General features: G+C 58.5%; 17 protein-coding genes, 1 tRNA gene and 1 rRNA gene. 1 reads left to right on the top strand and 18 read right to left on the bottom strand.

The genetic code is table 11. From position 1 onward, the window contains the following. Nucleotides 1-760: 760 nt before the first annotated feature. The 18 genes from FMM72_RS16165 to FMM72_RS16080 form a co-directional block, all read right to left on the bottom strand. On the bottom strand, nucleotides 761-1,108 hold the full coding sequence (locus tag FMM72_RS16165) for a TnpV protein (protein WP_162221999.1): 348 nt from the start codon (nucleotides 1,106-1,108) through the stop codon (nucleotides 761-763). A gap of 835 nt (nucleotides 1,109-1,943) precedes the next feature. Next, nucleotides 1,944-2,249 (bottom strand): hypothetical protein, encoded by a 306-nt coding sequence (locus FMM72_RS16160; RefSeq protein ID WP_180322950.1) that lies wholly within the window; start codon nucleotides 2,247-2,249, stop codon nucleotides 1,944-1,946. Continuing rightward, on the bottom strand, nucleotides 2,246-2,560 hold the full coding sequence (locus tag FMM72_RS16155; protein ID WP_162221998.1) for a hypothetical protein: 315 nt from the start codon (nucleotides 2,558-2,560) through the stop codon (nucleotides 2,246-2,248). The genes FMM72_RS16160 and FMM72_RS16155 overlap by 4 nt, the downstream gene beginning before the upstream one ends. 7 nt (nucleotides 2,561-2,567) lie before the next feature. Beyond that, entirely contained in the window at nucleotides 2,568-3,122 is a 555-nt protein-coding gene (locus FMM72_RS16150) for a hypothetical protein (RefSeq protein ID WP_162221997.1), read from the bottom strand. Then, complete coding sequence (locus FMM72_RS16145) at nucleotides 3,119-4,072, bottom strand: hypothetical protein (RefSeq protein ID WP_162221996.1); 954 nt, start codon at nucleotides 4,070-4,072, stop codon at nucleotides 3,119-3,121. The genes FMM72_RS16150 and FMM72_RS16145 overlap by 4 nt, the downstream gene beginning before the upstream one ends. 4 nt (nucleotides 4,073-4,076) lie before the next feature. Continuing rightward, the gene (locus FMM72_RS16140; protein WP_243157858.1) at nucleotides 4,077-5,489 is read right to left on the bottom strand and encodes a DNA cytosine methyltransferase; all 1,413 of its coding nucleotides are present in this window, start codon (nucleotides 5,487-5,489) and stop codon (nucleotides 4,077-4,079) included. Further along, nucleotides 5,486-6,076: a hypothetical protein gene (locus FMM72_RS16130; protein ID WP_162221995.1), complete on the bottom strand. Its 591-nt coding sequence runs from the start codon at nucleotides 6,074-6,076 to the stop codon at nucleotides 5,486-5,488. Before FMM72_RS16130 ends, FMM72_RS16140 begins: the two co-directional genes overlap by 4 nt. A 5-nt stretch (nucleotides 6,077-6,081) precedes the next feature. Beyond that, nucleotides 6,082-6,261: a hypothetical protein gene (locus FMM72_RS16125; RefSeq protein ID WP_162221994.1), complete on the bottom strand. Its 180-nt coding sequence runs from the start codon at nucleotides 6,259-6,261 to the stop codon at nucleotides 6,082-6,084. A gap of 2 nt (nucleotides 6,262-6,263) precedes the next feature. Next, nucleotides 6,264-7,067, bottom strand: a complete 804-nt coding sequence (locus tag FMM72_RS16120) for a phosphoadenosine phosphosulfate reductase family protein (protein WP_162221993.1) — start codon at nucleotides 7,065-7,067, stop codon at nucleotides 6,264-6,266. After that, on the bottom strand, nucleotides 7,057-7,356 hold the full coding sequence (locus FMM72_RS16115; RefSeq protein WP_162221992.1) for a hypothetical protein: 300 nt from the start codon (nucleotides 7,354-7,356) through the stop codon (nucleotides 7,057-7,059). The genes FMM72_RS16120 and FMM72_RS16115 overlap by 11 nt, the downstream gene beginning before the upstream one ends. Nucleotides 7,357-7,440: 84 nt before the next feature. After that, complete coding sequence (locus tag FMM72_RS17010; RefSeq protein WP_180322949.1) at nucleotides 7,441-7,593, bottom strand: hypothetical protein; 153 nt, start codon at nucleotides 7,591-7,593, stop codon at nucleotides 7,441-7,443. Nucleotides 7,594-7,700: 107 nt separating this feature from the next. Next, on the bottom strand, nucleotides 7,701-14,183 hold the full coding sequence (locus FMM72_RS16110; RefSeq protein WP_162221991.1) for a SpaA isopeptide-forming pilin-related protein: 6,483 nt from the start codon (nucleotides 14,181-14,183) through the stop codon (nucleotides 7,701-7,703). Nucleotides 14,184-14,263: 80 nt separating this feature from the next. Then, nucleotides 14,264-15,100 carry a transglutaminase domain-containing protein gene (locus tag FMM72_RS16105; protein WP_162221990.1) on the bottom strand — a complete coding sequence of 279 codons (837 nt, stop codon included), beginning with the start codon at nucleotides 15,098-15,100 and terminating at the stop codon, nucleotides 14,264-14,266. Nucleotides 15,101-15,200: 100 nt separating this feature from the next. Continuing rightward, nucleotides 15,201-16,025: a sortase gene (locus FMM72_RS16100; protein ID WP_162221989.1), complete on the bottom strand. Its 825-nt coding sequence runs from the start codon at nucleotides 16,023-16,025 to the stop codon at nucleotides 15,201-15,203. Between the two features lie 6 nt (nucleotides 16,026-16,031). After that, a complete protein-coding gene (locus FMM72_RS16095; protein WP_162221988.1) occupies nucleotides 16,032-16,967 on the bottom strand; it encodes an LPXTG cell wall anchor domain-containing protein in 936 nt (311 codons plus the stop codon). 257 nt (nucleotides 16,968-17,224) lie between these two features. After that, nucleotides 17,225-18,136 (bottom strand): ParB/RepB/Spo0J family partition protein, encoded by a 912-nt coding sequence (locus tag FMM72_RS16090; RefSeq protein ID WP_162222075.1) that lies wholly within the window; start codon nucleotides 18,134-18,136, stop codon nucleotides 17,225-17,227. Nucleotide 18,137: 1 nt separating this feature from the next. Next, nucleotides 18,138-18,959: a ParA family protein gene (locus FMM72_RS16085; RefSeq protein ID WP_162221987.1), complete on the bottom strand. Its 822-nt coding sequence runs from the start codon at nucleotides 18,957-18,959 to the stop codon at nucleotides 18,138-18,140. Nucleotides 18,960-19,342: 383 nt separating this feature from the next. Then, nucleotides 19,343-19,419: transfer RNA gene (locus FMM72_RS16080), tRNA-Arg, on the bottom strand. A gap of 539 nt (nucleotides 19,420-19,958) precedes the next feature. On the opposite strand from FMM72_RS16080, the gene FMM72_RS16075 reads away from it, so the two are divergent. Then, nucleotides 19,959-20,244: ribosomal RNA gene (locus FMM72_RS16075) — 16S ribosomal RNA — on the top strand; the annotation flags it as partial.

Here is a 20,244-nt window from a genome sequence, read left to right as displayed (position 1 = left end):
CGGTACTCTTTCGGCGGTGCCGGGAGCGGGTTCAGCTCGTCATAGTCCGGCTCCAGCGGTGCGGCCAGGGGGCCGGAGAGTTCCGCAAGCATGGCCTCGCACCGTTCCGTCAGGTGAGTGTTCTCCCCGATGATAGCCTGCATAGCCTCCCGCATCATAGGGAGGATAAAGTCGCCCTCGCTGGTGCGGGCGTTCATCTTCTTTTGGCCCACACTGAACGCACTGGCGCAGGATATTAAATACCACCTGTCCACCGTTTTATCCTGCTCTCCGAGCTGGGCCACATAGTCCTTATAATCGCGGATAATGGAGGAAAATTCTCCGCTGATTTTGCTCCGGGCGATCCGAGTGTCCTCCTGACGGCGGTATTCCGGGTATTTTGCCTTTTCAGCCGGTGACAGATAACGGTCTGCGGCAAGCAGCTCACCGATCCGCTTTGCCGCCTTTTTCCAAGTCAGGACGGTCACAGTATCCGGCTCGGCGGTGATCTTGATGCCCTTGCCGTCAGCCCAAATGTCCAATTTCCTGTTTGCGTGGACAGTATATCCGACAATGCCGTACTCGTCTTTGAGAAAGTCCGTATTTTCCTGGGCGCTCTCCTGTTTCATAAACTGCTCATAGATACGGAATTTTCCAGTAGTGCCATGCCATGTCAAAACGGCGTCAATGTCCTCCTGGGAAATAGCAAAAGCGGAGGACTGTTCATCCTCCGCCGCTTGAATTGCCGCTTTTTGTTCTTCCTCCGTGGGGAGAGGGGCGCTCAGTTGGCGTACACGATCTCCGCCAGCGCCGCTTCCTCCGCCGCTGCCTTGATGTTGTTCATCAGACCGACCCACTTCATCTGATCGGATGCTTTCAGGCTCTCGGTCACGCCCTGTTCCCGCGCCATTTGCTCCGTCAACTGCTCCACCATCTCGGTGGCCTGCCGGTCGATTTCCGCCAGATGGGTGTTTAGCTCCCCGGTCAGCAGCATCCCCGTGTAAATCCCGTGCCGGTGATTGGCGAGGAAACTGCGCCGCAGCATCCCATATTTTCCGACCTGCGGGGCCTCCGGCACGTCCAGGTTGGGCAGTTGATAGTCGCCCTCGGTTCTGTATGTCAGCTCCATGTTCAACGCTCCTTTCACGTTTCGTTCTGCCGTCATTATACTGCCTGTCAGGATTCCCGGCAAATGTGCGATTTTGTTTTTCTTCCTCCCAATATAAGGGCAGCACGGTACTGGCGATCTCCCGCAGGGGCATCTCGGCTATATCGCTGGCTGCGGCCCCCAGGATGGCAAGGGTTTTCAAGGTATTAAAATCGTAGATGCGGGCAAAGTCCTCGCCGCTGAAATACTCCTGGGGGTCGATGCCGCACCGGGTCAGCATGATATAGGCCACGCTGTTCTCCAGCAGGCGCTTAAACCACACCTCGGTATTGAGATCGTCCAGTTCTTCCAGCAAACTGCCCTCTTTGACACGGCAAAGGTCGGCGTAATAATCGCCAAAGTTGTCCTCGACGATGATCTTTGCCGCTTCCATCAGGCACTCGGCAAAGTCGGCTTTGTCGGAAAACTCGCCGTAACTGTTTTCCAGCGCCTCCACCACCGGCCCCTCGTACTGCGGCCTCATCTGCCAGACAGGGACGGTGCGCCCCGCACGGCTGTTGGTGTCGGACATATCAAAGACGTGCCGCAGCTTGTAGCCCTTATCGGTGTCCACCAGCAGGGCGATCCCCGTGGTGCCCTTGTTCACCCACCGGCCATGCTTGTTCCAGAAGTCGGTTTGGGCGCAGGCGGTGGCGTCCGGCTTTTGGGCGTAGATCAAAAGCTGGTCGCGGAAGCTGTATTTGAAATTGTGGGCGGCGGTGGTCAGGAACGCCATATAATTCCCGCTGTTGGCAAAAATCTGACGGGCCGTCTGCGCCGCAAGCCGGACAATGGGTTCAGGTTTCTTTGCCACGATCTATCCCTCCTTTTCCTCGTAAGATTTCAGCAGCCCCTTTGTAGCGGCGGCGATTTTGGAGATACGCCCCGTGAGCTGGGCGACGGTGGCTTGTATCTCCGACTGCCGCGCCGCATAAAAGTAGCCGGTGGCGTCGCTGCAAATGGGCCAGCCGTCACAGCGCAGGCGGTTGACGGCTCGCCGCAGCTCCGTCCCCTTAACATGGAACGCGGCCTCCAGCTCTTTGCTGGAGGCCGCGCGCTCTTGTCCACGGCGGTATTCTTTCAGATACTCGCACAGTGCTTTGTCGATGGGTGCGCCTTTCACCGGGTATCACCCTCGCCGCCCTCTTTCAGCTCCGCGCTGTACTCCTTTTCCACCTCGTAAGCCCCGATGCAGGCGTAGAGAAGCTGCCAGATCAGCTCAGAGGCTTCGCTCTCATACATCCACATACTGACATAGGGCTTACCGCCCACACCGCAGCAGCGTCGGGAAAACCGCATACGTTTTTCCATCAAGTCCTGGGCGCTGTTGCGGGTGGGCACATCCTCGGCGGTGGTGTTGCGCTCCAGAACGGCCATCATCAGGTCAAACATGGAGGGGTGTACGTTCAATTTGACATTCGGTAATTGTGCCATGATGCTCCTACCTTTCCACGGACACAGCCTGCCGCCCACGCTGGGGAAAGTCCCAGCCGTAGACCTTGCCGATCTCGTCCCCCAGCCTGCGGGTGATCCGGGTAATGTCGGCGCGGGTCACTGTGCCGTAATACAATTTTTCTTTCAGCAGGTCAATTTGAGATTCTCGTACTCCGGGCTTATAGGTGCGGTACAGCAGACGGTTTGTGCCGTCATGGTGGATAGCGTCACAGCGCAGGTCGCCCAGCTTGTCAACAAACCAGGTGGAATAGTCAATGCCCCGGTCGCTGTAAAGGCAGTCTCGGATGTTGCCGCTGGCGATCTCCTTGTAGCCCATGTGCCGCCCCGTCCAGAGGCCCAGGTCGGCAATAATAAGGATGGGCTGGTCAAGCTGGATGTTCAGGTTCACACGCTCGTCATCCAGGTAGCCGTTGTTGATGTCGTACATCAGCATCATGCGCTCGTCCTCAGTCAGTTCCGGGTACTCATTCTCTAAAAACTCACGCCAATCCTCGTAATCCAGCGTGAAGTCGCTCCAGATAAGGTGCTTTTGTTCCGTCACCGAGCATCACCCCTGTCCGGGCGGCGGGATTTGATGGGCTGGCCCTGTTCGTCATAGTTCTTCGGGTCGGCGGCGGGAGCAGCCCAGCCCTGGGTGGCCCCGGCCAGCATCGCCGCCGCCTGTGCCTTGGTCACGCCCATCTCGCTGTTCAGCTCGTCTACCAGCTTCTGGCTGGTGCGGCCTTTTGTCACAAAGTGTGCGGAACGCCAGTTGTCAGAGCCTCGCACAAACATAACGATGGCCTTTTTTTCGGGCACTTTGCCGTAGCACACCAGCGGCAGCGAATTTCTGAGGGGGATCACAGAGTTGCCGTTGCGTTCCATCATCTCGGCAAACTGGCAGATGTGGAAAAGGTTATCCCAGCCCTTGCCGATTTCCACATGGCAGTCGTCGATATAGCGGCATACATGGTCAAGCTCCCGCCCGTCCCAGCATTTGATCCGCACCATGTCGCCATCTGCGATCCTGAATTTTTCCTCATAGTGCGGAGTGATGAAGCGGATACCCTTTTCAGCCTGTTTCATGTGGCGGTCAAGCGAGTTCCGGCGGTAGCAGCAGATAGACAGGTTCTTTTCGTCAGAATAGGTGTTTAGCCGGATCAGGTAGGAATACTGCGCCGTGTCCGCCCGGAAACCAAAATCAAAGCCCTCGTTGAAGCCGCTCTCCGGGTGTTCCTGGCAGAAGTCCCGCATGGCGTCACGGCTTTTCAAAAAGCCGCCGTACTGCCCGTCGCCCACCAAGGTGTTGAGGACGCTTTCAAGCTCCTGGTGAAATTCCTCGGTGTCCATATCCCCTCGGTGGCACCGCCACGTCTGAAAAAAGCCCTTGCCGTCAGCGCCCATGTCGGCCCGCAGGTGGCCGATGTACCCGGTCTGCCCCGCGATCTGCGTACTTTGGCCCTCGGTATAAAGCCGCTCCGCAGGGGTCGCGGCCTGAAACGTCAATTCCATAATGTCACACTCCTTTTGCTTGCTCAAAAAAAGACCACCACTTGTCCTCCCGCACCTGAAAAGCGTCGCCTAATTGGATGGTGCCGGGGAAGTTTGTCTGGGTGGTCTTGATGGCGTATTTGTCGATCTCGGTGGCGTAGTAGCGGAGAACGGTGGTCCCCAGCTTGTTAAGGGCCAGGTGCCCACAGCTCATGCCGTCGTACATGGACAGCACTTCCAGCGGTTCCACGATGATGCCGGGACAGTAGGACAGGATGTGGGCGATCACGTCCACCGTCCAGCCGTTGCCCAGCATTTTATACGCTTGGGTGTCGCTGACCGGGAACACAAAGTCCTCCGGCACTGTTTGAAGGCGCATACACTCCCGCACCGTCAGCTTGCGGATGATATAGTAGCCGTCCATCAGCTTGATGGGGTACTGCTGGCCCTTTATCGTGATCTGGCCGTCCCGGACTTCGTAGATGGGCCTGTCCAGCGTTCCGCAATACTGATAATACTGGCAGGAGGTGGTCAGGCAGTTTGCCTTTTCCCTCATGGCGCGGCCCCTGCGGGTCTTACTGTTGGGCATGGTCAAGTCAACGCACTCGCCGGGGAGAATGTCGGTGTAGCCCTTGGCGGTGGCCTCTGTCACCCGCAGGGCGGGGCAGGCGGTAGGGACAGTATAACGCCCGGTCTTTGCTTCCACACTTCTTTCCAAAATGTTCCGTAGCAGGACACCTTTGTCTGCCGGTATTGCATAAAGCCCTTGACCATGCCCGCCCATCCCTCCACCCTGCGACTTTATGGCGCAACTCTTGGCGTCCGTGCTGTATATTCGGTTTCCTTGTCTGCCACCGTTGATATTGCATACCCGGATGGGTGTAGCCACACAGGTCTTGCGGTCTATGGTGTTGCCCACCATATTGCGGATGCCGTCTTTATAATAGGTGGCCCGCAGGCATTGGGCCTTGCCATCGGCGGTGACGTTCACCGGCTCTATCGCCATAGGCGCGGGGAAGTGCCCGCCGTCCAGGGCGTTCACGGCGCTGGCCCTGCTGTAATTTGCTTTCAGCGTGTAGCCCTTTTCATGGAGCGGCAGGCCGCTTTCCAGAACGTCCAACAGGATAAGGCCCCGATCCTCCGGCAGCTCCACGCCGGGGATGTTCGTCCAATATAACCTTTGGCGGCTTTGGGCGGACACAAGGGCAGAGTTTATCAAAAGCGGTTCCACGCCCAGCTCCGCCGTGATCTGTGCCCGTATCGCCGGGGCCATGCTCTTGTTGTTTTCGTATAAATAGAAGTCCGGCCCATACCGCTCCCTGGCGATCAGATAGTTGCGAAACAGCTCCCAGCCCAGGCCCTCCGGCTGTGTTTCCCGGTTCCGGGTCTGCGCTATGCTCCAATGGGTGCAGGGGGAGCCGCCCAGCAGAAGTTTCATCGGCTGTCACGCCCCTTTTGCAGTGCCCGCTCCCGCTGAATGACCTGCAAACGGTCTTTCGCCCACTGTGGCATACACTCCGGCCTGACCTCGCCTAAAACATCCATGCGTTCCCACCGGCCATCCCTGCGGCCTGTGAACACGTTAATGCCATAGACCGATGTGCCTCGTGAATAGCCCCGTGCCCCGCTGCCATTCGTCACAAGGATAAGCTGGCAGTCTGCCCGACGGTACTCATAGCGGAGAGAACTTGGCTTGACCGCCACCACCTTGCCGGTGATGTCGTCGTTGTCGTTCAGCGGAAAACACTGTTCACTGTTCAGCAAATTCAGCGGGATGTGGAGGGTATTGCGCTGGGCTTGCAGCGCCGCCACCTGTCCTTTCAGCCTGTCCGTGTAAAGCTCCATGATCTCCAGGTAGTCGTCACTTGCCATCGCTTCGGTGTAATACTCGCTCATCCCGTCCTGGGTGCAGAAGCAGCACATGAACTCCTGCTCCGGGCTGACGCCCACCACCACCTCACGCGCCCCGATCTGGAGCGAGTGGATGACCTCAAAATTTTCAATCATCCGCTTTTTGTCCGACATTACCGTCACCTCTCCCGGTCATCACGCGGCCTGCGCTTCTTCTGGCGGGCCTGTTCCTGCCGCTCCTTTGCATAATCCGCCAGGGATTTGGCAGGCTTGCCGTCAAAGGAGATCAAGATGTTTTGCGGCGGAACGCCCCGCAGCATCTCGGACAACTCTTTGTCCATGTTCTTTTTTTCATCCATAGTTATCGTTCCTCTCTGACAGAAAGGTCGATTTGCCTGTCCTCGTTGGCAAACCTCCGTTCTAACTGTTCCACTGTCCAATTTTTTGTGAATTGCCCCAGGGGGTTGTGCCCAAACTGTGCTATAGCCCGCCTGTCCATCTCCTGGAGTCGCGCCCATAATTCAGGGTGATGGCTTCGCAGCTTTTTTAGCTCCCCGATTCGTTGGAGGGGGCAGCACCAGCAGGAACAGCGATTGTATATCCGATACAGCCCGCCCCAATCAAAGCCCCGGTCATAGCTGATCTGCAAGGCTTCGGCTTCGGTGATACCCCAATCCACCAGGGGATATTGGTCGTCCTTGATGCGCTTCGGCTCGTCGGCGGCGATCCCGACATAGTGCAGGGCGTTCCGCTCTTTTTTCAGCCGGTTCACTTCTTTGTGGATAAGATGTGTTTTTAACTGACCCGTACACCAGCGCACACGGGCACCGGGCCAGCCGTTCCCATAGAGGGACACCCCCAGCCTTTGCCGGTTCTCAATGCTGGACTGCTTCACCTTCGGTTCCTCAAACATGAGCCATTCAAAGCCCCTGGGGTGCCGCAGGGTAGTGATGTGGATGCCGCGCTCCCGGTAGAGCAGGCCGTCCAACTTCTCCATGTGTTCATACATCTCCGGGAACTCCATGCCGGTATCGGCGGTTAGCACCACGTCAATAGGCATATCCCGTTCGATCATCAGCAGAAGCATGGCGGTCGAGTCCTTGCCACCTGAGCAGGAGACAGCGTGGAAATTGCCCTCTATGGGCTTCTTGCCGTCAGCGTTCATGCTCCCGCCCCCTCTCCGGGTCGGGCCTTTCGTTATAGGGCCGCAAGCCGTCCTCGCAGGGGACGTACAGCCGCCCATTCTCCGCACAGCGGAAAATGTCGCAGTCTTTTACGGCGGCCGCTTCATAAAAGCCGCTGTGGGAGTAGGCGAACTCACCGGGAAACAGGTCTGCCTCCGCTTCCTGTCCCATGCGGGACAGCGGTATTCGGCGGTGGTATTGGCCCTGCGGTTCAAACCGCTGTTCCGGGATAAAGTGCAGCCCACCGTACTCAAAGGGTGTATGCTCCATAGCCGGTTCCTCCTGTCCAAAAATTTACACCGCCCCATGTCCAGCGGACAAAGAGCGGTGTATGTATGGAGGAACACTTTATTTTCAGGCCATCAGTTTCATCAGAAGTTCATTCACCGGGGCGGCGTCCCGGCCCTGGGCGGTCAGCTTGTTTCGCCAGCCCAGCAGGTACTCCCTCAAACGCCGGTATTCCTTATTAGTCAATTCAAGATAAACTTTCTTTTCCCGTTTGAACATTTGAAACAGCTCCTTTCCTTATCCCCATAGTACAAGAAAAAAGAAACGGTTTCAAATGTGCGAATGGATATGTAAGTGGCCCGCTGTGCGGGCCACGGGGATGGTGCTTAATACCCCGTTCGGGGCAGGGGCTTGGAGGGGGCGTAGACCTTCGTTACCCAGCGGGTGGTCGCCATGATCCACTGGCCGTTGTAGACGCCGCCCACGTCCGCCTGATTGACGAACTGACTGCCGCCCTTGGCCCAGGACACAACGGTGCAGTCAATTTTGGGGGCTTCCACCTGCCGGAAGTTGGCGGGCACGACGCCGAACACGAACATCACTTCCGTGACGTACTCGTTGGACGCCAGCCGCAGGGCCACGGGGGACGCCTCCAACACATAGTTCTGCTGGGTGTTCAGGCTGTCCGCCAGCACACGGTAGTCGGCCCCGGAGAGATTGGTCTTGTAAACGATCTTGTAGCTGCCAGCGGCATTGTAAGTGCCGGTGGTGATCTTCGCCAGCCGCACCGCCTCCACGGGCAGGGTGTCCCTCCAATAGAAAGAGGTGAGCGCCGTGGTGGAGTTGTTGGCGATGTTGGAGAACGTGTAGCGGATGTTCTGACCGGGCATGACCTCTTTATAGCCGGATTTCTCAATGGCTACGTTGGTATAAAGGCTCTTGTTGGTCATGGCCGCTTTGACGATCTGCCCAGCGTGTTCGATCTCCACGTCAATGGGGGTCTTGTCCAGGGCGTAGAAGTCAGCGGCCTTGGATTCCACCACCTTGTACCGGCCCAGGGGCAGGGGCTTGGACACGGCCACGCCGTTCTTATCGGTACGGATGGTATCGACAAGGTTCCCCGTGCGGTAGTGGTAGACCTCAAACACGGTGCCGGGGATGGGGGTGCCAGCGGGCCAGCCGTTCATGCTGTTGTAGTCGGCGCTGGTCTTGGTGATCTGGAGCTGCCCGGTGATGGCGGTGTTCTTCCAGGTGATGGTGGTGCAGCCGCCGTACTCCACATAGATGGTCTTGGGCTGGGTGTCCAGGATATAGCCTTCCGCGCACTCGATCTCCCGGATGGTGTACTTGCCGTCCGCAAGCCCACCGTCCACATAGACATACCCCTCGTTGTCGCTCTCATAGGTGCCCACGGGGTTGCCCTTGGCGTCGGACAGCAGGAACTTCACGCCGAAAATGCCCTTGCCGGTCACGCTGTCGATCTTGTGGATAATGGCGCTGCCGGTCTGCCGGTTGGTGATCTCCAGGGTGGCGGTGCCGCCGTCCTTTACCTCGATCTGATAGGGCTGGCTGTCCAACTGATAGCCCTTGGCCGCTTTCAGCTCCGTCACCTGATACCAGCCCTTTTCCGCTTCAGGCAGGGAAATGACGCCGGAGCGGTCGGTGGTGTAGGTGCCAACGATCTCCCCGTTGAGCTTGCGGATCTCAAACTGAACGCCGCTGATGCGCTCCCCGGTTTCCTCGTCCTTTTTGATGATGGTCAAACCGCCCACCTTCGTATTGTAGACGGTGATGGTCTGCGTGTCGGTGGGGTTTACCTTGACAGTCTGCGTTTTGGTGCCCTCGTCCATGACGTAACCGGGCAGGGGCTTGGTTTCCGTGATGACCAGGGTGCCCACCACGCCGGAAATACGGATTTCGCCGTTGGCGTCAGTCTTGTAGAGGCCCTTGCTGGACAGGTGGCCGTAGTCGTCGTCCAGGTAGGAGCCGTCCGCATAGGTGATCTGGAACTCCACCCCGGCCAGCGGTTCGTTGGTCTGCTTGTCCAGCTTCTTCACCACGATGGTGCCCTGCTTGGCGTTGTAAAAACGGAGGGTCTGAACTTCACCTGCCTTAATCAAAATGGATTTAGGCTGGCCGTCCAGCACATAGCCCTCCAACGCCTTGACCTCCCGTGCGGTGACGGTGGTGCCGGGGGTCAGGTCGTTCAGAACGATGCGCCCGTTCTCGTCGGTGATGAACTCGCCGTTGCTGTTGCCCACAACGGCCCCGCTGGAGTCTGTCACAAGGAACGTGACGCCTTTCAGCGGTGTGGTGGTGCCCTCAATATACTTCTCGATCACAAGAGTGGTGCTGGGGGTGTTGGTGAAGTGGAGGGTCTGCGTGTCGTTGGGGTTCACTACCACCGTCTGCGTCCGGGTGGCCTCGTCGATGGTGTAGCCGGGGATGGTGGCCGTTTCCGTCACCACCAGCGTCCCCACCACGCCGTTGATGGTGATTTTGCCGTCCTTGTCGGTGAAATACAGGCCGTTGCTGCTGATCTGTCCGTTTTCAGCCGGTACGAACTCGCCCGTGGAGGTGGTCACTTTGAAGGTGACGCCTTGCAAGGGCTTCCCGGTGAGGGAATCCCGTTTGTCGATGACCAGCGTACCGGCCTTGGAGTTTTTCACGATGACGGTCTGCGTGTCGCCGCCCTGCCCGATGACAACATTGGTGCTGGCGGTGTCCATGACATACCCGGTGGGGGCCTTGATTTCAGTCAGGACGTAAGCGCCGGGGGCAAGGTTGGTGATCTTGATTTCTCCCTGGGCGTCGGTGGTGAAGATTCCATTTTGGGTCAGCGTGGACGTGCCGATCACGCCGTCCAGCCCTACCTCACAGCCTGCCGCCGTGGTCACGCGGAACTCCGCGCCGGGGAGGGGCTGGTCGGTGGCGCTGTCCCGCTTCTGGATAATGATGGCCCCGCGAGGCTGGTTCTTAAAGGTCAGGCTGACGGTGCGGCCCTCTTTGATCTGGACGGTCTGGCTCTGCGTGTCCAGAATAAAGCCAGCGGGGGCGCGGGTTTCCGTCACTACCACGCTCTTGCCGGGGGTCAGGCCGGTGATGCGGATTTCGCCGTTTTCATCGGTTCTGAAAACGCCGTTGCTGTCGCCCACAACGGTGCCGTCCGCATACAAAACCTTAAACTCGGCGTTCTGCAAGGTGACGGAGGGGTTCACCGAACAGACCTTGCGGATAAGCAAAATTCCGTCCGGGGCGTTGGAAAATCTGACAGTGACAACGCTCTGCTCCCCACTGTCAGCCAGCATGATGGTTTCGGAGGACTGGATAATGTTGTACCCGTCCGCAGCGTCTACTTCCTCCAGCACATACGCGCCGGGGTTGAGGCCCGTCCACATGGCGGTGCCGTTCTTCCCGGTAACTTTGGTGCCGATGACGGTGCCGCCCGTGCCGCTGGTGCCGCCCAAATACCGCAGTTGGAACGTGCAGCCGGGGAGGGCCGCGCCGGTCACGCTGTCATATTTCTCAACGATCACAGCATTTTTCGGGACATTCTCAAACGTGATAACCTTGCTCTCGCCGCCCTTAATATAAAATTCCTGGGTGGCGGGCTGCTTGATGGTGTACCCAGCGGCGGGTTCCAGCTCCGTCACCTTGTACCAGCCGTCCCGCAGCAGGTCAACGAAAAATTGGCCGTTCTCGTCGGAGAAGAAGGTGCCCAGGCTGTTCAGCTCCCCGGTGGTCGTGTTGTTGGAGCCGTACCAAACCTCGAACTTGGCCCCCTTGATAGGACTGCCGGTGATGCTGTCCACCTTGTTCACCGTCAAGGTGGGCTTCTTGTGGTTCTCAAAATAGATGGTGTGGTCGCGGTTGGGGTAGAGGGTCACAAGCTGGCTGGGGGCGTCCATGAGCCAGGGGGCCGGGACGGACTTCTCGCTTACCTCGTATACTCCGGGCAGAAGGTTGTCCAGCGTGGCCTTACCCTCGCTGTCCGTCTTGATCTCGTCAACGGAGTGGCCATCTGCCGCCTTTACCAAAAAGACGGTGTTGGGAATGGGGTCGCCGGTGTCGGCGTCCTTTTTGTAGACGATCAGGTTGGGCCTGCGCTGGTTCTCAATGGTGATGGTGCTGGTCTGGCCGGGGAACAGCTCCACATGGTACTCCTGCAAGTCCAGGATGTGGTCGGCAACGGTGGCTGTCTCCTTGACGGAGTACACCCCCGGTTCCAGCTTGGAGATGTTGATCTCGCCGTTATCGTCGGTGATACGGTCAAGGTAGTGGGTGCCGTCCTCAATGCGGGCGATCCTGAAATGGACGCCGCCCAGCCGGGTGCCGTCCGAGCTGGTCTTGATAAGCCGCAGGGAGGGCTTGGGCGTGTTGGTGAACACAAAATTGGCGTTTTCGTCCGGGTTGACTTGAACGACACGAACAGCATCGTCGATCAGGTAGCCGTCCGGGGCCTCCAGCTCCCGCACTTCGTATGCGCCGGGGGTCAGCTTGGAGAGGTCGATTTCCCCGTTGATGTCCGTGGTGAACTCCTGCCGGTAGCTCCCGCCCACCAGCTTGAACTCAAAGCGGACGTTGGGCAGGGATTTCATGGTGATGCTGTCCACCTTAATCAAGTGGATGCCCGGTTTCAGGGAATTGAAAAAGACCAGCTCCCGCGTCTGCGTTTCACCGGCCTTCAATTCGATCTGCTGGGGGGTGCTGTTCACCACATGGGCGTCATCTGTGGCGACCTCTTTCACAAGGTAGGTGCCCGGTTCCAGGTCGTAGAGGAAAATCTCGCCGCTGGCGTTGGTGGTGTACTCCCCAAAGAGGTCGCCGTCATGCCAGACCTCAAAGGTCACATCAGGCATGGGGGAATTGCTTTTCAGGTCGTACTTCAAAATACGCAGGGCGGGCCGCGCCCGGTTGGTGACGGTCAGCACAGGGTCGTCCTCGGTGGCGGGGTCGTAGGGGTCGATGTGGATGCCGTGGGGCGTCTTATCCAGGACATAGCCAGCGGGGGCGGCGGTTTCCACAATTTCGATATACGCCTCTTTTTGGATGCCGGTCACGCGGGCCTCGCCGTCGTCGTTGGTGGTGACGGAGGTAATGAGCTTGCCGTCCGCGAACACATCAAAGCTGGCGTTGGGGAGGGATACGCCCGTCTGCTCGTCCACCTTGATGATGGTCAGGCTGATGTCCCGCACGTTCTCCCAGGTGATAAGCACGTCCTTGGTGCCGTCCCACTCCACCGTTTCCACCCGGTCAGACTTCACATAACCGTCCGGGGGCGTCTGCTCCGTGATACGATAGGAACCGTAGGGCAGCTCGTCGCCCTCAAAGGAAATGGTGCCGTCAAAGCCGGTGATGCCGGTGGTCATATAGGAGCCGTTGATCTGCTCAAAGCGGAACACGGCCCCCTGCAAGCTGCCCTTGTTCTGCGCGTCCACCTTCTTGATGGTGAAGCCCCGTTCCACGTCGTCTGTGATGGTCACATACTCCGTGCGGCCAGGGGTCAGGGTGACGTTCATGGGGGCCACGATCTGATAGCCCTCCGGGGCGGCGGTTTCCGTCAGGGTGAATTTTTCGTCGGCGGGCAGGTCACGCCACACGATCTGGCCGTTGCGGTCGGTGGCACCGCTGACGCTGGTGCCCCTGTCGCCGGTCAGGGTAAACTCGGCCCCCTCCAGGGGAGCGCCGCCCGCCCCGGCCTTGATAACCTGCAAGCTGGCGGTGTCGGGTTCCTCCGTGCCGCTCCACTTAAAGGGGATTTGTGCGTCCAGATTGGTATAGCCGGGGTCGGAAATGATATAGGACTGCTCCGACGCGGAGGGGTTGTAGGCCAGATACAAGTTGAACTGCGCCACGCCGCCCGCCGCCTTGATGGTGAAGCTGCCCTCGGCGGCGGCGGTGTCCACGGGGATGCAGACCTTGAACGCGCCGTAATACTCGCCGCCGTTGGAGTTGAGGGTGGTGGTGCGGTTCTTGCTGGTGTCCACCTTGTAGCAGGTGGCCCCGTTCTCCTGCACCGTTTCCAGGGGCGAATTGTTCTCCGCCACAAAGATGGTGCCCTGGGGGGCGTCGGTGGAGTACACCTTGGTTTTATAGTCGTCGATCCAGGTGGAGGTGGCGGAGGACACATACACCACGCGGGTGTAATACTCCCTGCCGTTGATGCGCTCCAGCTTGATGCCGTCGGTGCCGTCCTCTGCGGCCCCTTCCAGGCCGAACTCGTTCACCACTTCCACGCCGCGCACGTCCCGGTTTTCCTCGGCCCGGAGGGACAGGCCGGTGTGGAGGTGCTGCGTCCAGCCGTTGGCAAGGCGCAGGATGGCCTTGATGCTGTCAAAAACGCGGATTTTCTGAGCGTCCGAGGTGGGTTCCGTCAGAACATCCCGGCCAGCGGTAAAGGAGGTGCCGGGGACGGAGAGCTGGCCGCAGGTGGCCCAAACCGCCATCTGGGTGGCGTATTTGTACTCGTCCTCCGTCAGACTGGCGATGCCCCGCACATCATTGGCGTGAAGCTCCTTGAACTGCTCCAAGGTGCGGTTCGGATAGCCATTCGCAAAGGCTCCCATCGTCTTAGGTTCCCGGTTGTACTCCTGCACCGTCAGGGCCTTGGAGGGGGATACCCCTTTCAGCCCGTGGTTGACGCAGTAGGCGGTGCCGGTCACGCCGTTGTTACTGGTGTACTTCCAGTAGCCGCCGCCGATGGTGCCGCCGTTCTTCTTGGACAGATAGTTGCCGTACCCGGCCTGTTGGATGGTAACGGTGCCGCTGTCGCCCAGCGAGGCGGCGCTGGCGGGGACGGCCATCAGGCCGAACAGCGTAGCCACCACCAGCAGCATGGACAGCAGGCGGTTGAAATGCTTGTGTTTCATGGTTTCTCCTTTCTTTCCGGGCATAAGAAAAGGCAGGCTGCTCTCACAGTCTGCCTATCCGATGCGCTTGTTCGGTTGTCTTACTTGGTGGAGCCGGGGACGAACAGCTCTTTCAGGAAAGCCGTCTGTTCCGGCGCTCGGTCTGGATGGTTGGGGTAGGTTTCCCGAAGCAGCATGGAATGGCTGCTCGTCAGGTCGTTCAGGGACACGTCTACATGGAGCCACTGGCCGTCCACATAGACCATATTCCAGGTGTGGTTGCTGGTGCTGATGGTGAAGCAGGGGATGCCAGCCGCCCCGCACAGGAACTTGAACGCTCTGGCGTAGGAGCCGCAGGCCGCTTGAAGCTCCCCGCTGTGCTGGACAAAGGTGCGGGTCACGCCCGCCGTCTTGCCCTTTTTGTAGGCCAGCAGGGTACACAGGTAGTCGTTCAGGTACTCCACCTTTTCGCTGTCCGTGTCCAGCTCCGCCGCTTCTGCGATGATGGGCTGGATGAAGTCAAAGGGCGCTTGGTAATTCTCCGGCATGGCGGCGGACACAGCGAAATAGTCCAGGTGCTGCCAGTAGTTGGTGAAGTTCTCCGGGACGTGATGCTCATACCGCACAACGCCCTCCATCCGGGCCAACAGGTTCTTGACGGCGCTGTACTCGCTGTCGCCCACCATCGTGTAGGCGGGGGCGGTGTCGCTGGTGCCGTCCACCAACGTCTGCCGGATGGCGTTGTAGAGCGCCCGGTCATAGGTGGCGGTGAACACGTCCGGGTTGGCGTCCTGGGAGAAGTCCTCCCGGCTCCATTGGGTGGTCTGAATGGTGTAGGCTTCCGGCTGGACTTCTGCGGCGTAGGCCGGAACACTCAGACCGGCGATAAGGACGGTGCAGGCGATTCCGGCAATCAAACGGTTCAGACTGTTTTTCATTATGAATGACCTCCTGTGTGATATGTTGGGGGATTTGCTGTCCCAACAGTACCACAAGGGGGCCAAACAGTCCAACGTGCGAATACCTTTTCAGTGGGTATCAGACCTCCACGGCCCGAACAGCCCAGCGGTAGGCGCTCTGATTGCGGACGCAGGTAAACAGGGTCACGCAGTTTTCAGCGGTGGGGGCCAGCAGGGAGTTGTCCGTTTCGCTGATCTTGTTCACGCTGGTGACGGCGTAGGTGCGGGTGCCCAGCCGGGTGGTCAGGGTGATGGTGTCGCCCACGTTCAGGTTGTGGATGTCGCCAAAGTAGCAGTTGGCCCCCCGGTTGTGACCGGCGATACAGCAGTTTCCGTCCCAAATGCTGGTGTCCTCGAAGTGGCCCGCCCCTTTCGCCAGGACGGAACTGCCCGTGCCCTCGTAGACCTTGACGTTCACGTTCAGGCTGGGGATTTTCAAGGTGGCGAGGTAGCCGCCGCTGTAATAGAGGTCGGACGTGACCTCCGTGAAGCCGGTGGAGGGGGTGGGAGTAGCCGTCCCCCCGGTGTTGCTGCCGCTGCCGGACACGATGCCGCTGGGGATGGTGTTGAAGTCGGGCGGGGCCACGGTCACGCCGGTATTGCCGTTGATGACGGCCCCCTCGCCCAGCATATAGCCGGGAGCCAAATTGGGGGTCAGGGGGTTGCCGGTGTTCAGGGTGTAGGCGGTGGGGCTTCCGAACGTGGGCGGGATCAGGGCCGCGTTCTTGCTCACATCCACGTTGGGCAGCTCGCCCCGGTCAGCCGTGACCACCGGCTCGATGGAAGTGGACTTGCCGTACTCCGGGTCGCCGGGGCCGTCGATATTGTACTCAAGGGCGCTGGCGGGGACGGTCAGGGCCAGGGTCAGACACAGAACGGAAAAAAGCATGGTCAGTTTCTTCATGGTAGTTTACCTCCTGCGTTTGATGAAGTAGAACACGCCGCCGCCCAGCAGCACCACTACGACAACGGCCACCACGGGCAGGACGCTGTTCTTCTCGCCGGTGGGGGCATCCTGGCCGGTGGGGTCGGCGGGGTCAACGGGAGCGGTGGGGTCGGTCAGGCCGGGGTCGGAAGTGTCGCCGGGTTCCTCTGTGGGGGCGGGTTCCAGGGCGGTGCCCTCGAAGATCGCCACATAGCGTATCTTATTCAGGTTGATACGGCTGACGGTGCCCGCATAGTCGGCAGTGACGGTGTAGCCCTTCACATAGGAGCTGGTGGCGGAGCCGGAGTAGGTCGCCACAGCGGTAAAGTGGCCGTCCCCCTCGGTCTGCCAGTTGACGGTCTGGAGGGTCAGGGAGTGGCCGTTGTCGGTGATGGACTTGGGGATATACTGCGTGTCCTGGTCGGCAAGGCCGGGGTAGGTGCGGGTGGCGGTGACGCTCTTGGTGGAGCTGCCATACCCGGCCACCTCCACCTTCACCGTGTCCAGCTTCAGGGCCAGCGTCCCGGCAAGACCGTCCTCGGTGATGAACTCCTTTGTCTGCGGCAGGAGGGCCAGCACCGCGCCCATGTCCTTGCTCTGGCTGGGAACGGACACGGTTTCCGTGTGCTGGCGGCTCTCGTTGGCGGGGAGTTCCTGTTTCAGCAGGTCGGTGAGGGTGTAGTGGTAGCCCTCCTGTTCAAAGTCGGAACGGGGGATGCCAGCGGGGTCGTCCTCCGGCCCCAGGTCGTACATCTTCCTGATCTCGCCGCCGTCCTCGCTCCGGGTGACGGCGGTGGGATAACAGGGTGACGGCTGGGCGGGTTCAGGCGGGTCGGCGGCAAAGGCGGCGGTGGTCAGGCTCATGGCAAGGGCCAGGACGCACAGCAGCCGAGCCGCGTGGGTGATGGTTTTCCGCTTCATAGAAAAAATACCTCCATATTTTTGATTTTGGGTGCAAAAAAAGCCCGTGGCACTCCACGGGGTCAAACGCTGCCCGGTGTTTGATAGTTCGTGCGCTGGCGCGCTTCTCTTCAAAGGTTTTTACCGGCTGAAAAAAGGATGGGCAGAGCCTTTCTTTTCAGCAGGTACAGCGGGTTTGGAGGGGGAGAGTGTGAGAGGGGGAGGGCGTGGAAAGTGCCAGGGCCGCAAAAGGGCAGACTGCCCCCCAGGTGTGACGTTCATCGCTCCCTCGCCCTTTCCCGCTTGCGGTACATCTCCAACGCCTTCACGATGGTGTCCTCGATCTTCTGTGCGGGCGTCCCCGCAGGGAAAAACTTGTCGATACGGTTCCGGGGTATCTTGAATTGTTCCACCTGATTGGGCTTTTCCTCCTGCAAAATGGACTGGATCACGCCGGAGTTCAGCTTGCCCTTTTCGGAAAAGTCCCTGATTTTGATGGCCTGGGCATGGGAGGGGGTGCAGTCCTCGCCCTCCATGACCTCCAACAAGGCGTTCTGCTCGTTCTCCGGCAGATAGGACAGCTCCACGGCGGGGCGCAGGGCCATTTGTAACGTGCCCTTTTCTTTCAGCACAGAATTGTCCACCATGTTCAGCAGTTCGGGCACAAGGTTCGTCAGGCGGATATAGCGGCGTATTTGCTCACGGCTTTCACCAACTTGGGCCGCTAATTGTTCATTGGTGCGGGGACTTTTTTCTGACACCACTGGTGTCAGATTATTTTTTGATGGTCGCCCAGCCTGACGATTCATAGCGTCCAATCTCATTTTATAAGCAAACGCCTTTTCCGAGGGCAGGACACGCTCACGCTGGAGGTTACTGTCCACCATGATAATGATGGCTTCATCATCGGTCAGCTCCCGGACGATGCAGGGCACCGTGGGCAGGCCCGCCAGTTCCGACGCCAGCTTGCGCCGGTGGCCCGACACCATCTGATAACTGCCGTCCGGCATAGGCCGCACCAGCACGGGGGAGAGAACGCCCCGCTCCCTGACGCTCTCCACCATCTGCTCCATTTCCTCGTCCATCCGCACCTTGAACGGGTGGTCGGGAAAGTCGCTGATCTCGGCGGTGGGCAGGTCGATCACATAGCTGCGCTGGGCGTTGTCCCGTTCCTCCTGGGTGGTGAACATACTATCTACTGAGGTCAGAAGTCCGGCTGCGCTCTTTGCTGCCAATGTCCAGCACCTCCTTTGTCAGTCTGCGGTAGGCGTCCGCCGCCCGTCCCCTGGGTTCGTGCTGGAAGATACTCTTGTCCGCTGTGCTGACCTCTGCCAGCCGTACCGTGGCCGGGATCACCGTGTCCAGCACGGGCAGGTGTCGCCCGAAATTGGATTTGACGCTGTTCACAATGTCCTTGCGGAACGTGGTTTCATTCGCCATCGTCAGGAACACGCCGCCGATCTTCAGCCGGGGGTTGATCTGACGCTGGATGCTCCGCACCGTCCCCACCAGCTCCGTCATGTCCTCCGCCGCCAGATAGTCCGCCTGAACGGGGACAAGCACATAATCCGACGCGGACAGGGCGTTGATGACCAGCATACCCAGCGAGGGGCGGCAATCCAGCAAAACATAGTCATAATCCCGCTTTACGCTGTCCACATACTGCCGCAACACCGTTTCCCGGCTCATCACGTTCACCAGCCCCACCTCCACGGCGGACAGGCTGCGGTTCCCCGGCACAAAGTCAAAGCCCTCATGGTGGTGCATGATCTCCGGGTGGTCGCGGGGCATTGTCCCGGCCACAACGTCGTTCATGGCATTGGCAAGGGTCAGGGGCAGGTCGTGGGGCTTGCGCTGGCCCAGCATTTTGGTCAGATCGCCCTGGGGGTCTACGTCCAGCAGGAGAACTTTCTTTCCTTCCAGCGCAAGACCGGCCCCCAGGTTGTAGACGGTCGTGCTTTTGCCAACTCCGCCCTTTTGATTTGCTACGCTTATCACTTTCGGTTTCGCCATTTTGGGGTTCCCTCCTTTCATAGATTTAGCCGCCTGCGGCGAAACAGACGGCTATGTACGGACATGGAAAAAGCCGCCTTTCTCATGCAGAAAAGACGGCCTATCCAGTCGGGCGATATGTCATTTTTAGAGGGTAGGTCAAAGGGTGGCGCAAAACCGTATGTCCGCATTTCCCGGTGTTTCGTCGTATCAAAGCTCATCCCCTGGTAGTAAATTCGTAGTAATTGGGGTGGTCTGTTGTCAGGAAATGCGGCGTAATGCGCTGTTTCACAAGGTTTTGCCGGTTCTCATAAAATATTTATATGTAAATATTGAAAGATGGTCAAGCTAAAAAAAGAAGTTGCATTTAGCCTTTTTTCAAAGGCTAAATGCAACTTCGAAGTTGGTACGCCCGATGCGATTCGAACGCACGGCCTTTAGAGTCGGAGTCTAACGCTCTATCCAGCTGAGCTACGGGCGCATAACCACAGCAATTCCCAAGGAATAAAAGCTGATGCCTATATAGTATAGCATAATTTATATGGATTGCAATCAATTTTGTGAATTTTTTCTTTTTTGTATGGGCATGATAGAGACGCAGGCGAAAAGCGGAAAAAATTGTTTTCAACATAAAAGTGTTGAAAGAGTTGAAAATCGGCTTGCGAAGGCGGGTCTAAATGTTGAAAACACGTTGAAAAATTAAGCAGGTAAAATTTTTTGAATTTTTTTATGAAAAACGCTTGACTTTGCCTGGATTTCATGATAGACTGAAACTCCCGCTTGAGGGTGACACCCACAAGCCAGGGACAAGCAGCACCTTGAAAAATGAACAACGAGAAGGAAAGAACCGAAGCGAAACCGGAAGGGCCCGAGAGGGTTTGGAAGGGGAAGCTAAGGACCCTGGAAACGAAATTGAGTGCATCCATCGAGAGATGGACGTACAAGCGAAACCAGCAAAGGAAACGAAGCTGGATCGTCTTTGATTTTAAGATTGAAAGCTCGAGAGAGTTTTTAATACCATTATCAAAGAGTTTGATCCTGGCTCAGGACGAACGCTGGCGGCGCGCCTAACACATGCAAGTCGAACGGGGCTTACATTCTGAAGTTTTCGGATGGACGAGTGTAAGCTTAGTGGCGGACGGGTGAGTAACACGTGAGCAACCTGCCTTTCAGAGGGGGATAACAGCCGGAAACGGCTGCTAATACCGCATGAAGTTGCGGGGACACATGTCCTTGCAACCAAAGGAGCAATCCGCTGAAAGATGGGCTCGCGTCCGATTAGCCAGTTGGCGGGGTAACGGCCCAC

Origin of the sequence: Anaerotruncus colihominis (assembly GCF_010206195.1) — a bacterium.
GTDB lineage: Bacteria > Bacillota > Clostridia > Oscillospirales > Ruminococcaceae > Anaerotruncus > Anaerotruncus colihominis_A.
The sequence above is the reverse complement of the archived record's forward strand: the minus strand, read 5'-3'. Positions and strand labels throughout refer to the sequence as shown.